The following is a 17303-nucleotide window of genomic DNA, read 5'->3' as shown; positions in this document are numbered from 1 at the left end:
TTGCGATCACTTGCCGCGATTGAGCCGCTGCAGGTCGCCGATCACCGATTCCAGCGCCCGATCGAACAGCAGGGTGTCGTCCAGCTCGCGCACGCTGGCGCGCTGGAACTCCAGGGCCAGGCCGATACGGGTGCGCTCCAGCACCTTCATGCCGGTGCGGTTGACGAAGATGTACTTGTCGCCAGGCTGGACGATCGCCGCCAGCTTGCAGCGCACGCGATTGTCGTCGTCCTCGAGGAATTCGACCCAGGCCCCCAGCCGCAGCTGTGCGACCCGCAGCACGTTCGGATCGTTGGCGGCCAGCGCCAGCGGCGCGGCCTCCAGCGGCCCTTCTTCGGCGCTGGGCAGGACGATCTGGGTCTCGACCGCGACCCGCGCCAGCGGCTCGGGAGCCTCGCCCTGGCCGGGGCCGGCAGGCTGCTCCAAGTGCTCGAACGCCTGCAGGTGCAGGGCCTCCAGCTGGCTGAAAAACTCGCTGGTGGCGAACGGATCGAACGCGGCGCCGTTGAGCCCCTCGCGCAACGCCTTGAGCAGGTCCGGCACCAGCGCCAGCAGTTGCATGGCGGACGCCGGCTCGGTGTGGCTCTGCACGCTCCAGATCAGCTGTTCCATGGTCCGCAGGCCTTCGCGCCACTGCACGGACTGCGGGCCATGCTTGAGCCAGGCCAACAGCAAGACCTGGCTCCAGGCCTGCTGCACGAACTCGACGACCGCCAGGGGCAGTACCTTGCCCAGCAACACATCGTTCAGCGCCTGCTCGACACAGCGCCGCGCCAGCTCGGCCTTAGCCCGCCCTTCCTCGGCGTCGCGGGTACGCTGTTCCAGCAATTCGCTGCGGCGCCGCTCGTCGCTGGTGAAGGCGAGAAACTCGGCCAGCAAGTCAGTGAAGATCGCCGGGTCGTCGACGAAATCGTTCAGCAGCCGCTGCACCACCTGCTCGATCCGCAGGTACAGGCTGTCGCGCTGATAATCGTCGCAACTGCCCCAGCCCATGGCCGCCGCGGCGATCTCGTTGAGCAGGCGCCGCGCAGGATGGCTGCTGCGACTGAAGAAACTCTTATCCAGCACCGCGACCTTGAGCATGGGAATCTGCAGGCGGCCGATCAGGGTCTTCAGCGACTCCGGCAGGTTGCGGTCGGCGAGGATGAACTCGAAGAGCATGGCCACCAGGTTGATCACGTCCTCGTCGGCCACCCCGACCACCCGTGACTTGCCGCTTTTCACGCTGACCCGGGTCAGCAGTTGTTCCAGCTGGTTGCGCAGGTCGAACTCTTCCTGGGCACTGGCCGGCACGTAATGCTGCAAGTGCGACAGCAAGCGCAGCAGGTCGCGGGTCGAGATCGGCTGGGTCTCGGCGCTGGCCTCGAGGGTCGGCACCACGCTGCCGCGCACGTGCAGCAGCAACTCCTGCAAGGCGGCGAAGACTTCCTGGACGCTCTCGTCCATCTGCGCCAGGCCGGGCTCGGGCGTCGCCTGGATGGTCGCGGCCGCCTGGTCGACAGCCCGACGCACCGGCGCCGGCTTGAGTTCCGGCAGCACCCCGGTGGCCGCCAGTAACTGGTTGGCCTCGGCGTACAACTGGTCGGCGCCGCTGAGTACGTAACGCTCGAACAGTTTGAGGATGATCAGCTTGACCTTGATCTCCACCCCCAGGCTGCGCCCGGCGTCGAGAAAGTACTCACACAGCATCGCCGCGCCCAAGGGGTTGCTGCGCTCGTCCAGGCGCTTGCCCAGCAGCGCGTTCAAGCGCGCGGTCAGTTGCCCCAGGGCGAAGCCGTCGCGATTGCCCGCCTTGGCGACCATGGCCTCCAGAGCCACGGCGCGCTCCAGTTCGTCATGGCAGGCCTCGGCAGGAGGGATGCCGGCAACGGCCTGGGCGAGCGCCGGCGCGGGGTCGTACTGGACCAGGTCGACAAAGGCCTGGGAGAGCTTTTCCAGGAACGTGCGCTCGATGCTTTTGCGTTTCAGGCGCAGGTCGCGCATGGCTTGGAACAAGGTGTTCTGCTGGACATTGTCCTGGGCCCGGTCGGCCATCTCGAACAGGGTGTCGTCGGCGTTATCGAACAGTTCCTGCAGGCCCTGGCGCAGTTGCTGCGTGGCCTTGTCGCGGACCTGGAGCAGGATCACGGGCAAGCGGGCGAGCGCCGAAGCGTTCGCCTGATCCGTAGCCGCCTTGTGCAAAGGCACTACATTCCCGTCGTTGTGCATCCAAGCCTCCTGAAAGGTATTTTTTGCCGCGCGATATAAAGTCGGTCGACGCTCACAGCCGAGTCCCGGCGGGTATCGCTACACACCGCTGCAAACCGGATCTCGGGGGGAGCCAAAAAGGACGTCAAAGCTATGGCGTCAATTACAAGTCGGATTATCTGGCAAAAACCACCCCTTGTGCCAGCAGACTGTGCAGCGGTTTTGCGTCTGCACCCCTATAGCGACCTCCGGCCCCGGCCAATGGCTCACGGCAGGCGACCAAATGCAGGGGGCGGAAGGGGGCTGCCTTGGGTTCGCCCCTGCCATGGCCCTATAATCGGGCCACTTTGTTTGTGGAGCCCGTTATGCCGAATCTACGCCTCGCCGACCTGACCGCCGAAATCGAAGCCAACGTGCGCCGTGCGTTGCTGGAAGACATCGGCAGCGGCGACATCACCGCGCAACTGATCCCGGCCGAACGCCTGGCCAAAGCCACCATCATCACCCGCGAAGCCGCGACCATCAGCGGCACCGCCTGGGTCGACGCGGTGTTTCGCCAACTCGATCCGCGGGTCGCCGTGCACTGGCAGGTAGGCGATGGCGAGCGCGCGATCCCCAACCAGGTGCTGTTCCACCTCGAAGGCCCGGCCCGCTCGCTGCTCAGCGGCGAACGCTGCGCCCTGAACTTCCTGCAGCTGCTGTCTGGCGTGGCTACCCGTGCGCAGTACTACGCCGACTTCGTCGCCGATACCCAGGTCAAACTGCTGGACACCCGCAAGACCTTGCCGGGGCTGCGTCTGGCGCAGAAATACGCGGTGACCTGCGGCGGCTGCCATAACCATCGCATCGGCCTGTACGACGCCTTCCTGATCAAGGAAAACCATATCGCCGCGTGCGGCGGCATCGCCCAGGCGATCAACGCCGCGCACAAGATCGCGCCGGGCAAGCCGGTGGAGATCGAAGTGGAAAGCCTGACGGAACTCAAGGAAGCCCTGGCGGCGGGCTCGGACATCATCATGCTCGACGAATTGAGCCTGGACGACATGCGCGAAGCGGTGCGCCTGAATGCCGGCAAGGCCAGGCTGGAAGCCAGCGGCGGGATCAATGAAAGCACCCTGCGCCCGATCGCCGAGACCGGCGTCGATTACATTTCGATCGGTGCGATGACCAAGGATGTGAAAGCGATCGACCTGTCGATGCGCCTGAGCCTCTGAGGCTCTGGAGGCTTGCCAGCCTAAGGAAAACGCCAGCCTCGAGAGGCTGGCGTTTTTGCATCAATCGTCGATTTCGTTGAGTTGCAGGTAGTCCTGCAAGTCCATGCCCAGGGCCTCGGCCACTTCCTGATGGACCTCCAGGCGCATGGCCTTGAGCTCCTCGGGCGACTCGGCCACCAGTTCCAGCACCAACTCCCACGGCTCGATGCCGCGCGACTCCGCTTCATCCTCGAACGCCCACTGGGCCTGCTGCTTCTGCTCCTGCGGGCTCAGGGCGCTGATTTCTTCCTGCAAGGAAGGCGTGGCAGCCAGGTACTTCTCAAGGGCTACATCAATTCTGGCTTCTTTAGGAATCATCTCGTTCTCTCTGATCATGGGAATGGAAGATGGATCGGGATCGTTGTGATCGCTGTGCCGTCAAAGCGCTGTAGCAGCCGCGTTTGTCGGGCCGTGAGCCATTCGGGATCATCTGAAAACCATTCAGACAAGGCTGCGAATATAGGGCCTTTGCCAGTGGATTCATACGAATCCGTACACCGTGCCGACAAAAAACCTGTCCGTTCGCTCAACGCCTCGCCGCGAAAAATACGCTGTTACATTCCTCCCCCGGCGTGCCGGATCCCTCCCCGGAACAAGCAGACCGGCATGCAGTCATAGCGATGTGCCATATCGGCACTTCTCAAGGAATCGAAGTGATGTTCAATCGCTCCACGCGTTCGTCCGTCTACCTCACCACCAGCCTGATACTCGGCAGCCTGGCACTCCCCGCCCAGGCCGTGGAATTCAACTCCAGCAGCGCCTCGTACTCGGACAGGATCCCGGCCCTGCACCAGGAAGTGGACCTCAAGTTCACCGTCCGCCCCAGCGGCTTCACCGTGGACGACCTGCAAAAGCTGCAGGACGGCCTCAAGAACAGCACCGCCGAGCTGGAAAAGCTCAAGGACCAGGTCAACAACCAGGCGCGCCTGATCGAAGAACTCAAACGCAACACCGGCAGCAGCTCCAGCACCAATGCCAGTGAGATGAGCAACCTCAAGAAAACCACCGGCGAGCAAGCCAGCCAGCTGAAAAAACTGGAAACCCAGCTTGAAGAGCTCAAGCGTAACAACGGCTCGAATTCCAGCTCGAACGCCAATGAAGTGAACAACCTCAAGCGGGTCACCAGCGAGCAGGCCAGCCAGCTGGACAAGCTCGGCCAGCAGATCGAGGAGCTCAAACGCGGCAACAGCTCAAGCTCCAGTTCGAGCTCCAGCGAGCTGTCCAGCCTCAAGAGCACCGTCAGCAGCCAAGCCAGCGAACTGGACAACCTGGGCAAGCAGATCGAAGAACTCAAGCGCGGTAGCAACTCAAGCTCCAGTTCGAGTTCCAGCGAGCTGTCCAGCCTGAAGAGCACCGTCAGCAGTCAGGCCAGCACCCTGGACAAGCTGGAAAGGCAGGTCGATGACCTCAAGCGCGGCAGCAACTCGGGGTCGAGCGCGAGCGCCAGCGAACTGTCCAGCCTGAAGAGCGAGGTCAGCAACCAGGACCGGGATCTGGAACAACTCAAGCGCAGCCTCGAGGACCTGAGCCGCCGGGTGAAGTGACACCCGACCAGTAGACAAGACAAAGCCCGCCGATGCGGGCTTTGTTGTTTATGGGCTCTTCCCTCAGGTGCGCGGCAAATGCTTGCTCACACAATGAATGCCGCCACCGCCGGCAGCGATCGGGTCGATATTGACCTGCTCCACCACCCGCCCCGGATAGAGCCGGGTCAGCAGGTTCTTGCAGTATTGGTCCGCCGCCGGATCGCCGAACTGCGGGGCAATCACCGCGCCGTTGATCGGCAGGAAATTGATGTAGCCCGGGGCGAAATCCGGGTTGTCCCGGGTATAGCGGTTGCTGCGCATCCGGGTCGGCGGCGGCAGGGTATGGACCTGCAGCCTGCGGCCGTCGGCGTCGGTGGCGGCGTTGAGGATGTCCAGGTGCCGGCGCGTCACTGCGTAGTCGTAGGATTCGGGGTCGTTATCCAGGTTGGCGATCACTACCCCGGGCTTGACGAAACGCGCATAGAAATCGACGTGGGCGTCGGTGATGTCCTTGTCCTTGACCCCCGGCAGCCAGATGATCTTGCGCAGGCCGAGGTTGGCCTTCAACTCGGCCTCGACCTGTGCCTTGCTCATGCCGGGGTTGCGGTTGTCGTTGATCCAGCAGCTCTCGGTGATGATCGCGGTACCATGCCCATCCACCTCGATGCCACCGCCCTCGCCCACCAGCGCGCTGCGAATGTAGTCAGCTTCCATCTCCTCGCTCAGGGGCCCGGCCACCCGGGTGTCGTTGGCCGAGGTCTGCTTGTCGCCCCAGCCGTTGAAGTTGAAATCCACCAGGCCCAGGCCGCCCGCGCCGTCGACCACGAAGCAGCCGCCATAATCGCGTACCCAGACGTCATCCAGTGCCAGGGTCAGGAAGTCGATATTGTCGGTGCCACATTTGCTCTGCGCCTGCGCCAGCTGGCTGGCGCGACAGAGCACGGTCACCGGCTGATAGCGGGCGATGGTCCTGGCCAGCAGGGCAATGGTGTCGTTCACCGCCCCCGCCCAGTCTTCCCAGACTCGGGAAGACGCGCCGAAGGCCAGGATCACCCGCGCCTGCGGGCCGTGTTCGTCGGGCATGTACCAACGGCCGGCCGAAGCGGCGAAAACGCCCGGGGCGCCGAAGCCGAGGCCCAGCGAAGCGGCGGCGCCGACCCCGCTGGCCGCCATCAGCTGCTTGATGAAGTCGCGACGTGTAGACATGAAAATTCCTCTGGTGGATAAGCCTGGCAGGCACGGTCGGCCGTGCCGTCCGGGCGGTCAGTCGTGAAGGCTGGTCTTGAAGGTCGTCCAGGCGCGCATCCGGGCCCGCATGTCAGGCTGCGGGATGTCCTTGCCGGGGATCAGCCGTGCATAGGTGGCGTCGTCCACATAGATATCCGGATTGTCGCGCATGCCGGCCTCGACCAGCGGCCGGGCCTTGGCACTGGAAGTCGGATAACCGGTGGCATTGCTGATCGCCGCCATGTTCGCCGGGCGCATGACGAAGTTGATCAGCGCGTAGGCGTATTCCGGGTGCCGGGCATCGGCCGGGATGGCCATGGTGTCCATCCACACCGTGGTGCCCTCCCGTGGAATGCGGTACTGGAAGCGCGCGCCCTTGCCGGTCTCGTCGGCACTGCGCTGGGCCTGGAGCATGTCGCCGCTGTAGCCGAGGGACAGGCAGATATCGCCATTGACCAGCTGGGTCACCGGCTGCGACTGGAACTTGCGGATATACGGCTTGATGCCCTTGAGCAGCGCCACCGCCGCGGCCAGGTCGTCAGGCTTGCCGCTGCGCGGCTCGCGCCCCAGGTAGTTGAGCACCACGGCCAGCACTTCATCGGGCGAGTCGATCATCGAGATGCCGCAATCGGCGAACTTCGCCGCGTTCTCCGGCTTGAAGATCAGGTCCAGGCTGTCGACCGGCGCATCCTTCAGGCGCTTGTCGATCAGCGCCTGGTTCCAGGTCAGGCCGATGGTGCCCCAGGTGTAGGGCACGGTGGCCTGCCGCGAATACGGGTAACGGTTCTGCAAGGCGCGCAGCCCGGGCTCGATGTCATCCAGGTGTCCGAGCTTGCCCGGGTCCAGTTTCTGCAGGGCGCCGGCGCGCATCAGGCGCTCGGCCACGGTGTCGCCGGGGAAAACCAGGTCGTAGCCGCTGTGGCCGGACATGAGCTTGGCTTCCAGGGTCTCGCTGCCGTCCATGACGTCGTAGATGACCTGGATCCCGGTCTCGCGGGTGAAGGCCGCCAGGGTGTCCGGCGCGAAGTAGTCGGCCCAGTTGTACAAACGCAGGACCTTGTCCTCGGCCTGGGCGGCGAACGAGGCGCAGCCCAGGCCAAGCCCCAGCACGAGCGCCGACAGTTTGCTGATGAGTGTCATCTTCAGGCTCCCTGGCGCTGCCAGTGTGCGTGGCTTAGACGGCCGTCCAGCCCCAGCAGCGGGCCGTACATTTCCGGGCGGCGATCGCGGTAGACGCCCCAGCTCAGGCGTTCCTCGGCCATGGCCCCGAGGTCCAGGCGCTGCACCAGTAAGCCCGGCGTATCGCGGTCGGCCGCGGCCAGCAGCTGGCCCTTGTGATCGGTGATGAAGGACGAACCGTAGAAGCGCATGCGCAGCCCGGAGTCGGTGGTGGCCACCTCTTCGCCCACCCGGTTGGCGGCGATCACCGGCAGGATATTGGCCGCCGCATGGCCCCGCTGGGCCGTCTGCCAGTGGTCGCGGGAGTCCAGCCCGGCGGCGCCCGGCTCGGAACCGATGGCGGTCGGATAGAGCAGCACTTCGGCACCCATCAAGGCCAGGCAACGAGCCGTCTCGGGGAACCACTGGTCCCAGCAGATGCCCACGCCGATCCGGCCGAAAGCGGTATCCCAGACGCGAAAACCGGTATCGCCCGGGCTGAAGTACTCCTTCTCCTGATAGCCGATGGCGTTGGGGATGTGGGTCTTGCGGTACACACCCAGCAGGCGGCCATCGGCATCGGCCACCGCCAGCGAGTTGAAACAGGCATTGCCGGCGCGCTCGAACCAGCTCAACGGCAGTACCACGCCCAGTTCCCGGGCCAGGTCGGCAAAGCGCCTGAGCACGGCACTCTTGCGGTATTCCTCGGCCAGGGCCAGGTGCTTGTGGTCCTGCTCGATGCAGAAGTACGGGGTGGCGAACAACTCTTGCAGCAGGATCAGTTGCGCGCCCTGGGCCGCGGCCTCGCGCACCAGGCGCTCGGCCTGGTCGAGGTTGCTCGGCAGGTCCCAGCTGCAAGCGAACTGAGTGGTAGCGACGGTCAGCAGGCTCATGCTCGCACCCCGCTCAGCGGCCAGGCCGGCTGCTGCTGGGTGATGCAATGCACGCCCCCGCCGCCGTGGGCCAGGTGGTTGATCCGCACCGGCACCACTTCGCGCCCGGGGAAGGCCAGGCGCAGGGTGGCCGCTGCCTCGTCGTCGGCGGCGATGCCGTAGGCCGGCATGATGATCGCGCCATTGGCGATGTAGAAGTTGGTGTAGGAGGCACAGAACACCTCGGCGTCCTGGTCCACCGCATCGCTGGCCTCGAACAGTTCGAGCATCTCGAAGCGGCGTCCCTGGGCGTCGGTGGCGAGTTCCAGGGCACGACGGTTTTCGCGCACCACTTCGGCATATACCGAGGATGCGTCCCGGGTAGCGTCCACCAGCAAGGCGCCGGGCCGGGCGAAGGCACACACGCCATCGACATGGCCGTCGGTCATGTCGCCTGTGACGTAGTCCGGATCGCCCGGCAGCCAGATGGTCTTCTTCACGCCAAGCAGGCGCGAGAAGATCGCCTCCATCTCGGCCTTGCTCATGCCGGGGTTGCGGTTGGCGTTGAGCAATACCGATTCGGTGGTGATCAGCGTGCCCTGGCCATCCACATGGATAGCGCCGCCTTCGTTGGTCAACGGCGTGTCGAAGCATTCCAGGCCAAGGCCGTTGAGCAGCCGCCGCGCCAGGCTTTCGTCCAGGTCGAAGGCGGACTTGCCGCCCCAGGCGTTGAAGCGCCAGTCGACCCCGGCGGTGCCCAGGCGCGGATGGCAGACGAAGCTTGGGCCGGAGTCGCGGCACCAGCTGTCGTTGATCGCCAGTTCGAACAGTTCGACATTCGGCCCGCAGAGTTCCTGGGCCCGGGCCACCGCCGAGGGGTCGACCACCATCTTCACCGGCTCGAAGCGAGCGATGGCATTGGCCACCCGGGCGAAGTCGAGTTGCACATCGGCCAGGGTCACGCCCCAGGCGTGCTCCCATAGGGCCTGGTTATGGGGAAAAGCCATCCAGGTGGCGGCATGAGGAGCCCACTCGGCGGGCATGAACCAGCTGTTCTGCGCATCGTTGGTTTGCATGAAAGTGCCTTCAGTTAAGATTTTGTTATCACTGAAAACCGGGGCCTCGGTAATGACGTGCATGCTAGGCCTGTCAATACGCGGCAACAAACGATAGATTTTGTGGACTTCTGATTAGCAAGGCTTATCGATCATGCTCAAACACTGGCCCCCGCTGAATGCCTTGCGCGGCTTCGAAGCCGCCGCTCGCCTGGGCAGCTTCCACAAGGCCGCCGAAGAGCTGCACCTCACCCAGTCGGCCATCAGCCAGCAGATCCGCAGCCTGGAAAGCTTCCTCGAACAGCCGCTGTTCTTCCGCAACGGCCGCAGCGTGGCGCTGACCGACGCCGGCTTCGACCTGCTCAGCACCACCCAGTCGCTGCTGCAACAACTGGCCGTGGGCATCCGCCGCCTGGACCAGTACCGCAAGCCCAACCAGCTGGTGGTCAACACCACCCCGGCCTTTGCGCGCCACTGGCTGGTGCCGCGCCTGGCGGACTTCCACCGGCGCCACCCGCAGGTCGATCTCTGGCTGCTGACCACCGACGAAACACCGGACATGGCCACCCAGACCATCGACATCGCCGTGCGCGACGACCTCAGCGCCCAGGCCGAATGCAGCTTTCGCGTGTTACTGGAAGACCGCCTCTATCCCGCTTGCCACCCGAGCGTGCTGGCACAACCGGCCAGCGCGCGCACCACGCTGCACGGCGAACGCGAGATGGACTGGAGCCACTGGCAGGTACAGGGCGGCGCCGACGTCGGCCAGCACAGCCAGGGGCTGAACTTTTCCGACCCCGGCCTGCTGCTGGACGCCGCTAGCCAGGGCCTGGGCATTGCCCTGGTCAGCCAGTTGCTGGCCGACCGCGCCCGTAGCCAGGGGCTTTTGGTGGCGCTGGCGGAACAACGGGTACGCGGCCCGAACTGGAGCTGGCTGGTGCACCGCGACAGCGAAGGCGACGCCCTCACCCACAGTTTCTGCGAGTGGCTGGTCGAAGCGCTTGAAGAGGGCTGAGCCGGACGCGCATCACAGAAACACAAAAACCCGCGCCAGGCGGGTTTTGCAGGAGCGGGTGAAGCATTCGGGATGACGTGCCGCTGTTGACTGGTGCCCGAGACAGGAATCGAACCTGCGACCTTCGCGTTACGAGTGCGCTGCTCTACCGGCTGAGCTACACGGGCGGTGGGCTAAACCTAGCATCGGGGCCAAGGTTTTGCCATATCGGTTTCGCGGCAGGCAGATAGCAAAACGCCCCGAACCAGTCGGGGCGTTTGCTTGTTCAAGCTAAGGTGCCGGGGTGTTAAACGCCCGAAGCCTTGGCGGCTGCCACGTCCTTGATGGACAGCTTGATACGACCGCGGTTGTCCACGTCCAGTACCAGCACTTCCACTTCCTGGCCTTCTTTCAGGATGTCGGTGACTTTCTCGACGCGAGCATCGCTCAGCATGGAGATGTGCACCAGGCCGTCCTTGCCAGGCAGGATGTTGACGAACGCACCGAAGTCGACGATGCGCTCGACCTTGCCGACGTAGATCTTGCCGATCTCGGCTTCCGCGGTGATGCCCAGAACGCGCTGACGCGCGGCTTCCGCAGCTTCCTTGGTTTCGCCGAAGATCTTGATCGAGCCGTCGTCTTCGATATCGATCGAAGCCTTGGTCTCTTCGCAGATCGCACGGATGGTCGCGCCGCCTTTACCGATGACATCACGGATTTTGTCGGTGTCGATCTTCATCGCGATCATGGTCGGAGCGTTGGCCGACAGTTCGGTACGCGACTGGCCGATGATCTGGTTCATCTGGCCGAGGATGTTCAGGCGAGCTTCCAGGGCCTGGCCCAGGGCGATCTCCATGATTTCTTCGGTGATGCCCTTGATCTTGATGTCCATCTGCAGCGCGGTCACGCCCTTGGCGGTACCGGCTACCTTGAAGTCCATGTCGCCCAGGTGGTCTTCGTCACCCAGGATGTCGGTCAGGACGGCGAACTTCTCGCCTTCTTTCACCAGGCCCATGGCGATACCGGCAACCGGCGCCTTCATCGGCACGCCAGCGTCCATCAGCGCCAGGGAAGCGCCACACACGGAAGCCATGGAGCTGGAACCGTTGGACTCGGTGATTTCCGATACCACGCGGATGGTGTACGGGAACACGTCGGCGGCTGGCAGCATGGCCTGGACCGAACGACGAGCCAGGCGACCATGACCGATTTCACGACGACCGGCGCCACCCATGCGACCACACTCGCCCACCGAGAACGGAGGGAAGTTGTAGTGCAGCATGAACGGGTCTTTTTTCTCGCCTTCCAGGGTGTCCAGCAGCTGTGCGTCACGGGCGGTACCCAGGGTCGCGACAACCAGGGCCTGGGTTTCGCCACGGGTGAACAGGGCCGAACCGTGGGTCTTCGGCAGAACACCGACTTCGATGTTCAGCGGACGCACGGTGCGGGTGTCACGGCCGTCGATACGCGGCTTGCCGTTGACGATGTTTTCGCGAACGGTGCGGTATTCGATTTCGCCGAAAGCGGCTTTGACGTCGCTGGCAGAAGGCTGGCCTTCTTCACCGGACAGCTTGGCAACGACCTGGTCTTTCAGCTCGCCCAGGCGCGCATAACGGTCGGCCTTGACGGTGATGGTGTAAGCCTGGGAGATCGCTTCGCCGAACTCGGCGCGGATCGCGCCCAGCAGAGCGGTGGCTTCTGGAGCAGGAGCCCAGTCCCAGGTCGGCTTGGCCGCTTCGGCAGCCAGCTCTTTGACCGCCTTGATAACGGCCTGGAATTCGTCGTGGGCAAACAGCACGGCGCCCAGCATCTGGTCTTCGGTCAGCTCTTTGGCTTCCGACTCAACCATCAGTACCGCTTCTTCGGTACCGGCCACGACCATGTCCAGGCTCGAAGCAGCCAGTTGCTCGTAGGTCGGGTTCAGCAGGTAGCCGGTGCTTTCGTGGAAAGCAACGCGGGCAGCGCCGATCGGACCGTCGAAAGGAATGCCGGAGATGGCCAGCGCAGCCGAGGTACCGATCATCGCAGCGATGTCCGGATCGGTCTTCTTGCTGGTGGAAACCACGGTGCAGACAACCTGCACTTCGTTCATGAAGCCTTCTGGGAACAGAGGGCGGATCGGACGGTCGATCAGACGCGAGGTCAGGGTTTCTTTCTCGGAAGGACGGCCTTCGCGCTTGAAGAAACCGCCAGGGATCTTACCGGCAGCGTAAGTCTTTTCCTGGTAGTGAACAGACAGAGGGAAGAAACCCTTGCCTGGATCGGCTTGCTTGGCGCCAACCACGGTCACCAATACGCTGACGTCGTCGTCAACGGTGACCAATACTGCGCCGGAGGCCTGACGGGCGATACGGCCAGTCTCGAGGGTAACGGTCGACTGACCGAACTGGAATTTCTTGATTACCGGGTTCACGGTGTCCTACCTTCTTTGTGGCTCTTGGGGGGAACTGGTTTCTTGCGAAATTCTTGGGCAACACCGGGAATCGGCCCGGCCTGATTGTCCAGGTAAAACTACTGTCCAGATAAAACTTGAGGCTGGGAGCCTGCCATGCGCCGGCGGGAAACCCACTGACACACGGCAGACAACCAACCTCTAGCGCAATCGCTGATTAGCGACGCAGACCCAGGCGACCGATCAGAGCGCTGTAACGGCTCAGGTCTTTGCCTTTCAGGTAGTCCAGCAGCTTACGACGCTGGTTAACCATGCGGATCAGACCACGACGGGAGTGGTGGTCTTTGCCGTTGGCCTTGAAGTGACCTTGCAGTTTGTTGATGTTGGCGGTCAGCAGTGCAACTTGCACTTCTGGCGAACCAGTGTCACCAACAGCTTGCTGGTAGTCGGTTACGATTTGAGCTTTTTCTTCAACGCTGAGTGCCATTTGGCTTTCCTCTCATTGGGCAGCGTTTCGAGAAACGCCACCAACAGGCCAGGGACAAATCCCTGTATCTATAAATGAGCTGTGACCGTGCCTGTTAACAGCCACCCTCTCCAGCCTGCTGTTACCCAGGCTGGTTCCGGTCATTCCGACCGAATCAGTCGACGCGGCGCGATGCGCCCGTCTTCGCTCACTTCACCGATACCGATAAAGCGACCGTTATGATCCTGTACCCGCACCATGCCGAACTTCGGTGCATCGGGAGCCCGTACCGGCTGGCCGTTGAGCCAGTAGAACGCGCTGTGCTCCGAGAACTGCAACAGGGGCCAATCCAGCAGGCCGCTGTCCGATGGCATCAGGAAGCGATCCACCGCTTCGTTGCCGCCTTCGGCATGTACCGCTTCCAACTCTTCTAGCGTGACGGTCTGGGCCAGGCTGAAAGGACCGGCCTGGGTGCGACGCAGTTCTGCGACGTAAGCACCACAACCCAGCTTCTCACCGATATCTTCCACCAGGGTACGGATATAGGTGCCTTTGCTGCAGTCCACCGCCAGCCGCGCAGTATCGCCTTCGAAGGCGAGTAATTCCAAGCGCGCAATAGTAACAGAACGCGCCTCGCGCTCCACCACTTCGCCTGCACGAGCCAGCTTGTAAAGTGGCTGGCCGTCACGCTTCAGCGCGGAGTACATCGGCGGTATCTGACTGATTTGCCCACGAAATTGTGGCAGCACCGCTTCCATATCGGCGCGACCAACGGTCACGTCGCGGGTCTGCAGGACTTCGCCCTCGGCATCGGCCGTGCTGGTGGTCTTGCCCAACTGCATCAGGGTTTCGTAACCCTTGTCGGAGTCGAGCAGGTATTGCGAGAACTTGGTCGCCTCGCCGAAGCACAGCGGCAATACACCGGTGGCCAGGGGATCGAGGCTACCGGTGTGCCCGGCCTTTTCGGCGTTGAGCAGCCAGCGGACCTTCTGCAGCGCCGCGTTGGAGGTGAACCCCAGCGGCTTGTCGAGCAGGATGATGCCGCTGACGTTACGACGGATACGCTTGACCTGAGCCACCGCTTACTCCTTGGTGTCTTCGGGTGTATCAGCGTGCTGGCTGTCCTCGGCCACGGCGCGCTCGATCAGGGCCGACAGATGCGCGCCCCGCACGACGCTTTCGTCGTAGTGGAAGTGCAGCTGTGGAACGCTGCGCAGCTTCATTTCGCGAGCCAGTTGCATGCGCAGGAAGCCGGCGGCCGAGTTGAGCACCTTGATGCTCTGGGCGATGTCGTCCGGATTGTCCTGGCCCATCACGGTGATGAAGATCTTGGCGTGACCGACGTCACGGCTGACTTCAACGGCGGTGATGGTGACCAGGCCGACGCGCGGGTCCTTGACTTCACGACGGATCAGTTGAGCCAGCTCGCGCTGCATCTGATCGCCGATACGTTGGGTACGGCTGTATTCTTTTGCCATGTCTTGTTACCTGTTGCTGCCTGGCGGTGAAACCCGCAAGGTCTGAAAGCGGCAAACGCCCGGCCTGACAAAAGCCAGACCGGGCGTTGCGTTTAGAGGCCGGATGAGGCGCCGTGCAGATGCATGCGGCTGACCATCATGGCTCTTGAAGTGCGCGAGTTAGAGGCTGCGAGCAACCTGAACCTTCTCGAAGACTTCGATTTTGTCGCCGACTTTGACGTCGTTGTAGCTCTTCACGCCGATACCGCATTCCATGCCGGCACGTACTTCGGAAGCGTCATCCTTGAAGCGGCGCAGGGATTCCAGCTCGCCTTCGAAGATCACGATGTCTTCACGCAGTACACGGATCGGACGGTTACGGTGAACGACACCCTCGATCACCATGCAACCGGCGATCGCGCCGAACTTCGGCGAACGGAATACGTCACGAACCTCGGCAACACCCAGGATGTTCTCCCGGACGTCGCTGCCCAACATACCGGTCAGGGCTTTCTTGACGTCTTCGATGATGTCGTAGATCACGTTGTAGTAACGCATATCCAGACCTTCCTGCTCGACGATCTTGCGCGCGCCGGCATCGGCACGCACGTTGAAGCCGAACAGTACAGCGTTGGAAGCCAGGGCCAGGTTGGCGTCGCTTTCGGTGATACCACCGACGCCGCCGCCGACTACGCGCACTTGCACTTCGTCGTTGCCCAGGCCGTTCAGAGCACCTTGCAGCGCTTCCAGCGAACCACGGACGTCGGATTTGAGGACGATGTTGAGCGTCTTCTTCTCTTCCTGGCCCATGCTTTCGAAGATGTTTTCCAGCTTGCCGGCGTGGGCGCGAGCCAGTTTGACTTCGCGGAACTTGCCTTGACGGAACAGAGCCACTTCACGGGCTTTCTTCTCGTCGGCCACCACGCTCATCTCGTCGCCAGCGTCCGGAGTACCGTCCAGGCCGAGGATCTCGACCGGAATGGCCGGACCCGCTTCCTTGATCGGCTTGCCGTTCTCGTCGAGCATGGCGCGCACGCGGCCATAGTTCGAGCCGACCAGCACCATGTCGCCTTGACGCAGGGTACCGTCCTGAACCAGCACGGTCGCCACCGGGCCGCGGCCCTTGTCGAGACGCGATTCAACCACGACACCACGACCAGGAGCCGACGGCGTGGCGGTCAGTTCGAGCACTTCGGCCTGCAGCAGCACGGCTTCGAGCAGCTCGTCGACACCGGTACCCATCTTCGCGGAAACCGGAACGAATGGCGTGTCGCCACCCCAGTCCTCGGAAGTCACGCCATGAACCGACAGTTCGCTGCGGATGCGATCGAGGTCGGCACCCGGCTTGTCGATCTTGTTCACCGCGACCACCAGAGGCACGCCAGCTGCCTGGGCGTGCTGGACGGCTTCAACGGTCTGAGGCATCACGCCGTCGTCCGCCGCAACCACCAGGATCACGATGTCGGTCGCCTTGGCACCACGGGCACGCATGGCGGTAAACGCGGCGTGACCCGGGGTGTCGAGGAAGGTGACCATGCCGCGTTCGGTTTCAACGTGGTAAGCACCGATGTGCTGGGTGATGCCGCCGGCTTCGCCAGCTGCAACCTTGGCGCGACGGATGTAGTCGAGCAGCGAGGTCTTACCGTGGTCAACGTGACCCATTACGGTCACCACTGGCGCACGAGGAACCGCTTCGCCTTCGAACTTCAGGGACTCGGCCAGGGAATCTTCCAGGGCGGTATCACTGATCAGGGTCACTTTGTGGCCCAGTTCTTCAGCGACCAGTTGGGCAGTTTCCTGATCCAGTACCTGGTTGATGGTGGCCGGGGTGCCCAGCTTGAACATGAACTTGATGATTTCGGCAGCCTTGACCGACATCTGCTGGGCGAGGTCGCCCACAGTGATGGTCTCGCCGATCTTCACTTCACGCACCACAGGGCCGGTCGGGCTCTGGAAGCCGTGAGCGTTACGCTTCTTCAGCTTGGCCTTGCCGCGACCCCCACGACGGAAGCCATCGCTTTCTTCGTCGGTGGTACGTGGCGCAACGCGTGGAGCCGGAGCCTTTTCCTTGACGGAAGCACGATGCGGAGCGTTTTTGCGCTCGCCATCGCCACCACGACGGTTGTCGTCGTTGCGGCTCTTGTCCGGACGACGCTGCTCGTCCTTCTTGCGCACGTCAGCGACTGGCGCTGGAGCGACAACAGGTTCGTCATCGATGATCGGCGCGGCAACCACGGCAGGGGCCGGGGCAGCAACCGCTTCAACGACTGCAGGTTGCGCAGCAGCAGGCTGGCGACGCGCTTCTTCTTCGGCGCGACGCTTGGCTTCTTCTTCAGCCTTCTGGCGTGCAGCATTTTCTACTGCGCGACGTTCTTCCAGTTCACGTTGACGCTCGGCTTCGATTTCTTCCGGGCTGCGCTGTACGAAGACTTTCTTCTTGCGCACTTCAACGCTGATGCTTTTGCTGCCGGCAACACGCAGGGTGCTGGTGGTTTTACGCTGCAAAGTGATTTTGCGCGGTTCTTCCACTTTCGCCTTGTGGCTGCTTTTCAAGTGAGTCAGCAAGGATTGCTTCTCACTGTCGCTCACATGTTCCTCGGCGGCGGTGTGCGGCAGACCTGCCTCACGCATCTGCTGCAACAGGCGCTCTACCGGTGTTTTGACCTCATCGGCCAGTTGTTTCACCGTGACTTGCGTCATGCACTTCTCTCCTCAG

Annotated in this window: 14 protein-coding genes and 1 tRNA gene; 3 read left to right on the top strand and 12 right to left on the bottom strand. The window is 63.1% G+C overall.

Annotation, left to right across the window (positions count from 1 at the left end; genetic code table 11):
- Window positions 1–6: 6 nt before the first annotated feature.
- Window positions 7–2208 carry a DUF1631 domain-containing protein gene (locus TO66_RS04340; protein ID WP_044461163.1) on the bottom strand — a complete coding sequence of 734 codons (2202 nt, stop codon included), beginning with the start codon at window positions 2206–2208 and terminating at the stop codon, window positions 7–9.
- Between the two features lie 344 nt (window positions 2209–2552).
- Between TO66_RS04340 and nadC the strand changes: the two genes are divergently transcribed.
- Window positions 2553–3401 (top strand): carboxylating nicotinate-nucleotide diphosphorylase, encoded by an 849-nt coding sequence (gene nadC, locus TO66_RS04335; RefSeq protein ID WP_044461162.1) that lies wholly within the window; start codon window positions 2553–2555, stop codon window positions 3399–3401.
- 60 nt (window positions 3402–3461) lie between these two features.
- Here nadC and TO66_RS04330 read toward each other — a convergent pair whose 3' ends face one another.
- Complete coding sequence (locus tag TO66_RS04330; protein WP_171820077.1) at window positions 3462–3758, bottom strand: DUF6388 family protein; 297 nt, start codon at window positions 3756–3758, stop codon at window positions 3462–3464.
- A 338-nt stretch (window positions 3759–4096) separates the two neighbouring features.
- Between TO66_RS04330 and TO66_RS04325 the strand changes: the two genes are divergently transcribed.
- The gene (locus tag TO66_RS04325) at window positions 4097–4984 is read left to right on the top strand and encodes a hypothetical protein (RefSeq protein ID WP_044461160.1); all 888 of its coding nucleotides are present in this window, start codon (window positions 4097–4099) and stop codon (window positions 4982–4984) included.
- A gap of 63 nt (window positions 4985–5047) precedes the next feature.
- Here the strand turns inward: TO66_RS04325 and TO66_RS04320 are convergent, their stop codons facing one another.
- From TO66_RS04320 to TO66_RS04305, 4 genes are read right to left on the bottom strand one after another with little or no spacing between them, the layout of a single operon-like run.
- Window positions 5048–6172: an agmatine/peptidylarginine deiminase gene (locus tag TO66_RS04320; protein WP_044461159.1), complete on the bottom strand. Its 1125-nt coding sequence runs from the start codon at window positions 6170–6172 to the stop codon at window positions 5048–5050.
- 57 nt (window positions 6173–6229) lie between these two features.
- The gene (locus tag TO66_RS04315; RefSeq protein WP_044461158.1) at window positions 6230–7333 is read right to left on the bottom strand and encodes an extracellular solute-binding protein; all 1104 of its coding nucleotides are present in this window, start codon (window positions 7331–7333) and stop codon (window positions 6230–6232) included.
- A 2-nt stretch (window positions 7334–7335) separates the two neighbouring features.
- The gene (gene aguB / locus TO66_RS04310; protein ID WP_044461157.1) at window positions 7336–8244 is read right to left on the bottom strand and encodes an N-carbamoylputrescine amidase; all 909 of its coding nucleotides are present in this window, start codon (window positions 8242–8244) and stop codon (window positions 7336–7338) included.
- Entirely contained in the window at window positions 8241–9299 is a 1059-nt protein-coding gene (locus TO66_RS04305; protein WP_044461156.1) for an agmatine/peptidylarginine deiminase, read from the bottom strand. The genes aguB and TO66_RS04305 overlap by 4 nt, the downstream gene beginning before the upstream one ends.
- Before the next feature lie 133 nt (window positions 9300–9432).
- Between TO66_RS04305 and TO66_RS04300 the strand changes: the two genes are divergently transcribed.
- A complete protein-coding gene (locus tag TO66_RS04300; RefSeq protein WP_044461155.1) occupies window positions 9433–10293 on the top strand; it encodes a LysR substrate-binding domain-containing protein in 861 nt (286 codons plus the stop codon).
- A gap of 91 nt (window positions 10294–10384) precedes the next feature.
- On the opposite strand, the gene TO66_RS04295 is transcribed toward TO66_RS04300, so the two are convergent.
- From TO66_RS04295 to infB, 6 genes are all read right to left on the bottom strand, one after another.
- A tRNA-Thr gene (locus TO66_RS04295) sits at window positions 10385–10460 on the bottom strand.
- A 119-nt stretch (window positions 10461–10579) separates the two neighbouring features.
- The gene (gene pnp, locus TO66_RS04290; protein ID WP_044461154.1) at window positions 10580–12685 is read right to left on the bottom strand and encodes a polyribonucleotide nucleotidyltransferase; all 2106 of its coding nucleotides are present in this window, start codon (window positions 12683–12685) and stop codon (window positions 10580–10582) included.
- Between the two features lie 196 nt (window positions 12686–12881).
- Window positions 12882–13151: a 30S ribosomal protein S15 gene (gene rpsO / locus TO66_RS04285; RefSeq protein ID WP_009042128.1), complete on the bottom strand. Its 270-nt coding sequence runs from the start codon at window positions 13149–13151 to the stop codon at window positions 12882–12884.
- A 140-nt stretch (window positions 13152–13291) separates the two neighbouring features.
- Window positions 13292–14209: a tRNA pseudouridine(55) synthase TruB gene (gene truB / locus TO66_RS04280; RefSeq protein ID WP_044461153.1), complete on the bottom strand. Its 918-nt coding sequence runs from the start codon at window positions 14207–14209 to the stop codon at window positions 13292–13294.
- Between the two features lie 3 nt (window positions 14210–14212).
- Complete coding sequence (gene rbfA, locus TO66_RS04275) at window positions 14213–14608, bottom strand: 30S ribosome-binding factor RbfA (protein ID WP_044461152.1); 396 nt, start codon at window positions 14606–14608, stop codon at window positions 14213–14215.
- A gap of 159 nt (window positions 14609–14767) precedes the next feature.
- A complete protein-coding gene (infB, locus tag TO66_RS04270) occupies window positions 14768–17287 on the bottom strand; it encodes a translation initiation factor IF-2 (RefSeq protein ID WP_044461151.1) in 2520 nt (839 codons plus the stop codon).
- Window positions 17288–17303: the final 16 nt, after the last annotated feature.

It is taken from the genome of Pseudomonas sp. MRSN 12121 (assembly GCF_000931465.1).
In the GTDB taxonomy this organism is placed as follows: Bacteria; Pseudomonadota; Gammaproteobacteria; order Pseudomonadales; family Pseudomonadaceae; genus Aquipseudomonas.
The sequence above is the reverse complement of the archived record's forward strand: the minus strand, read 5'-3'. Positions and strand labels throughout refer to the sequence as shown.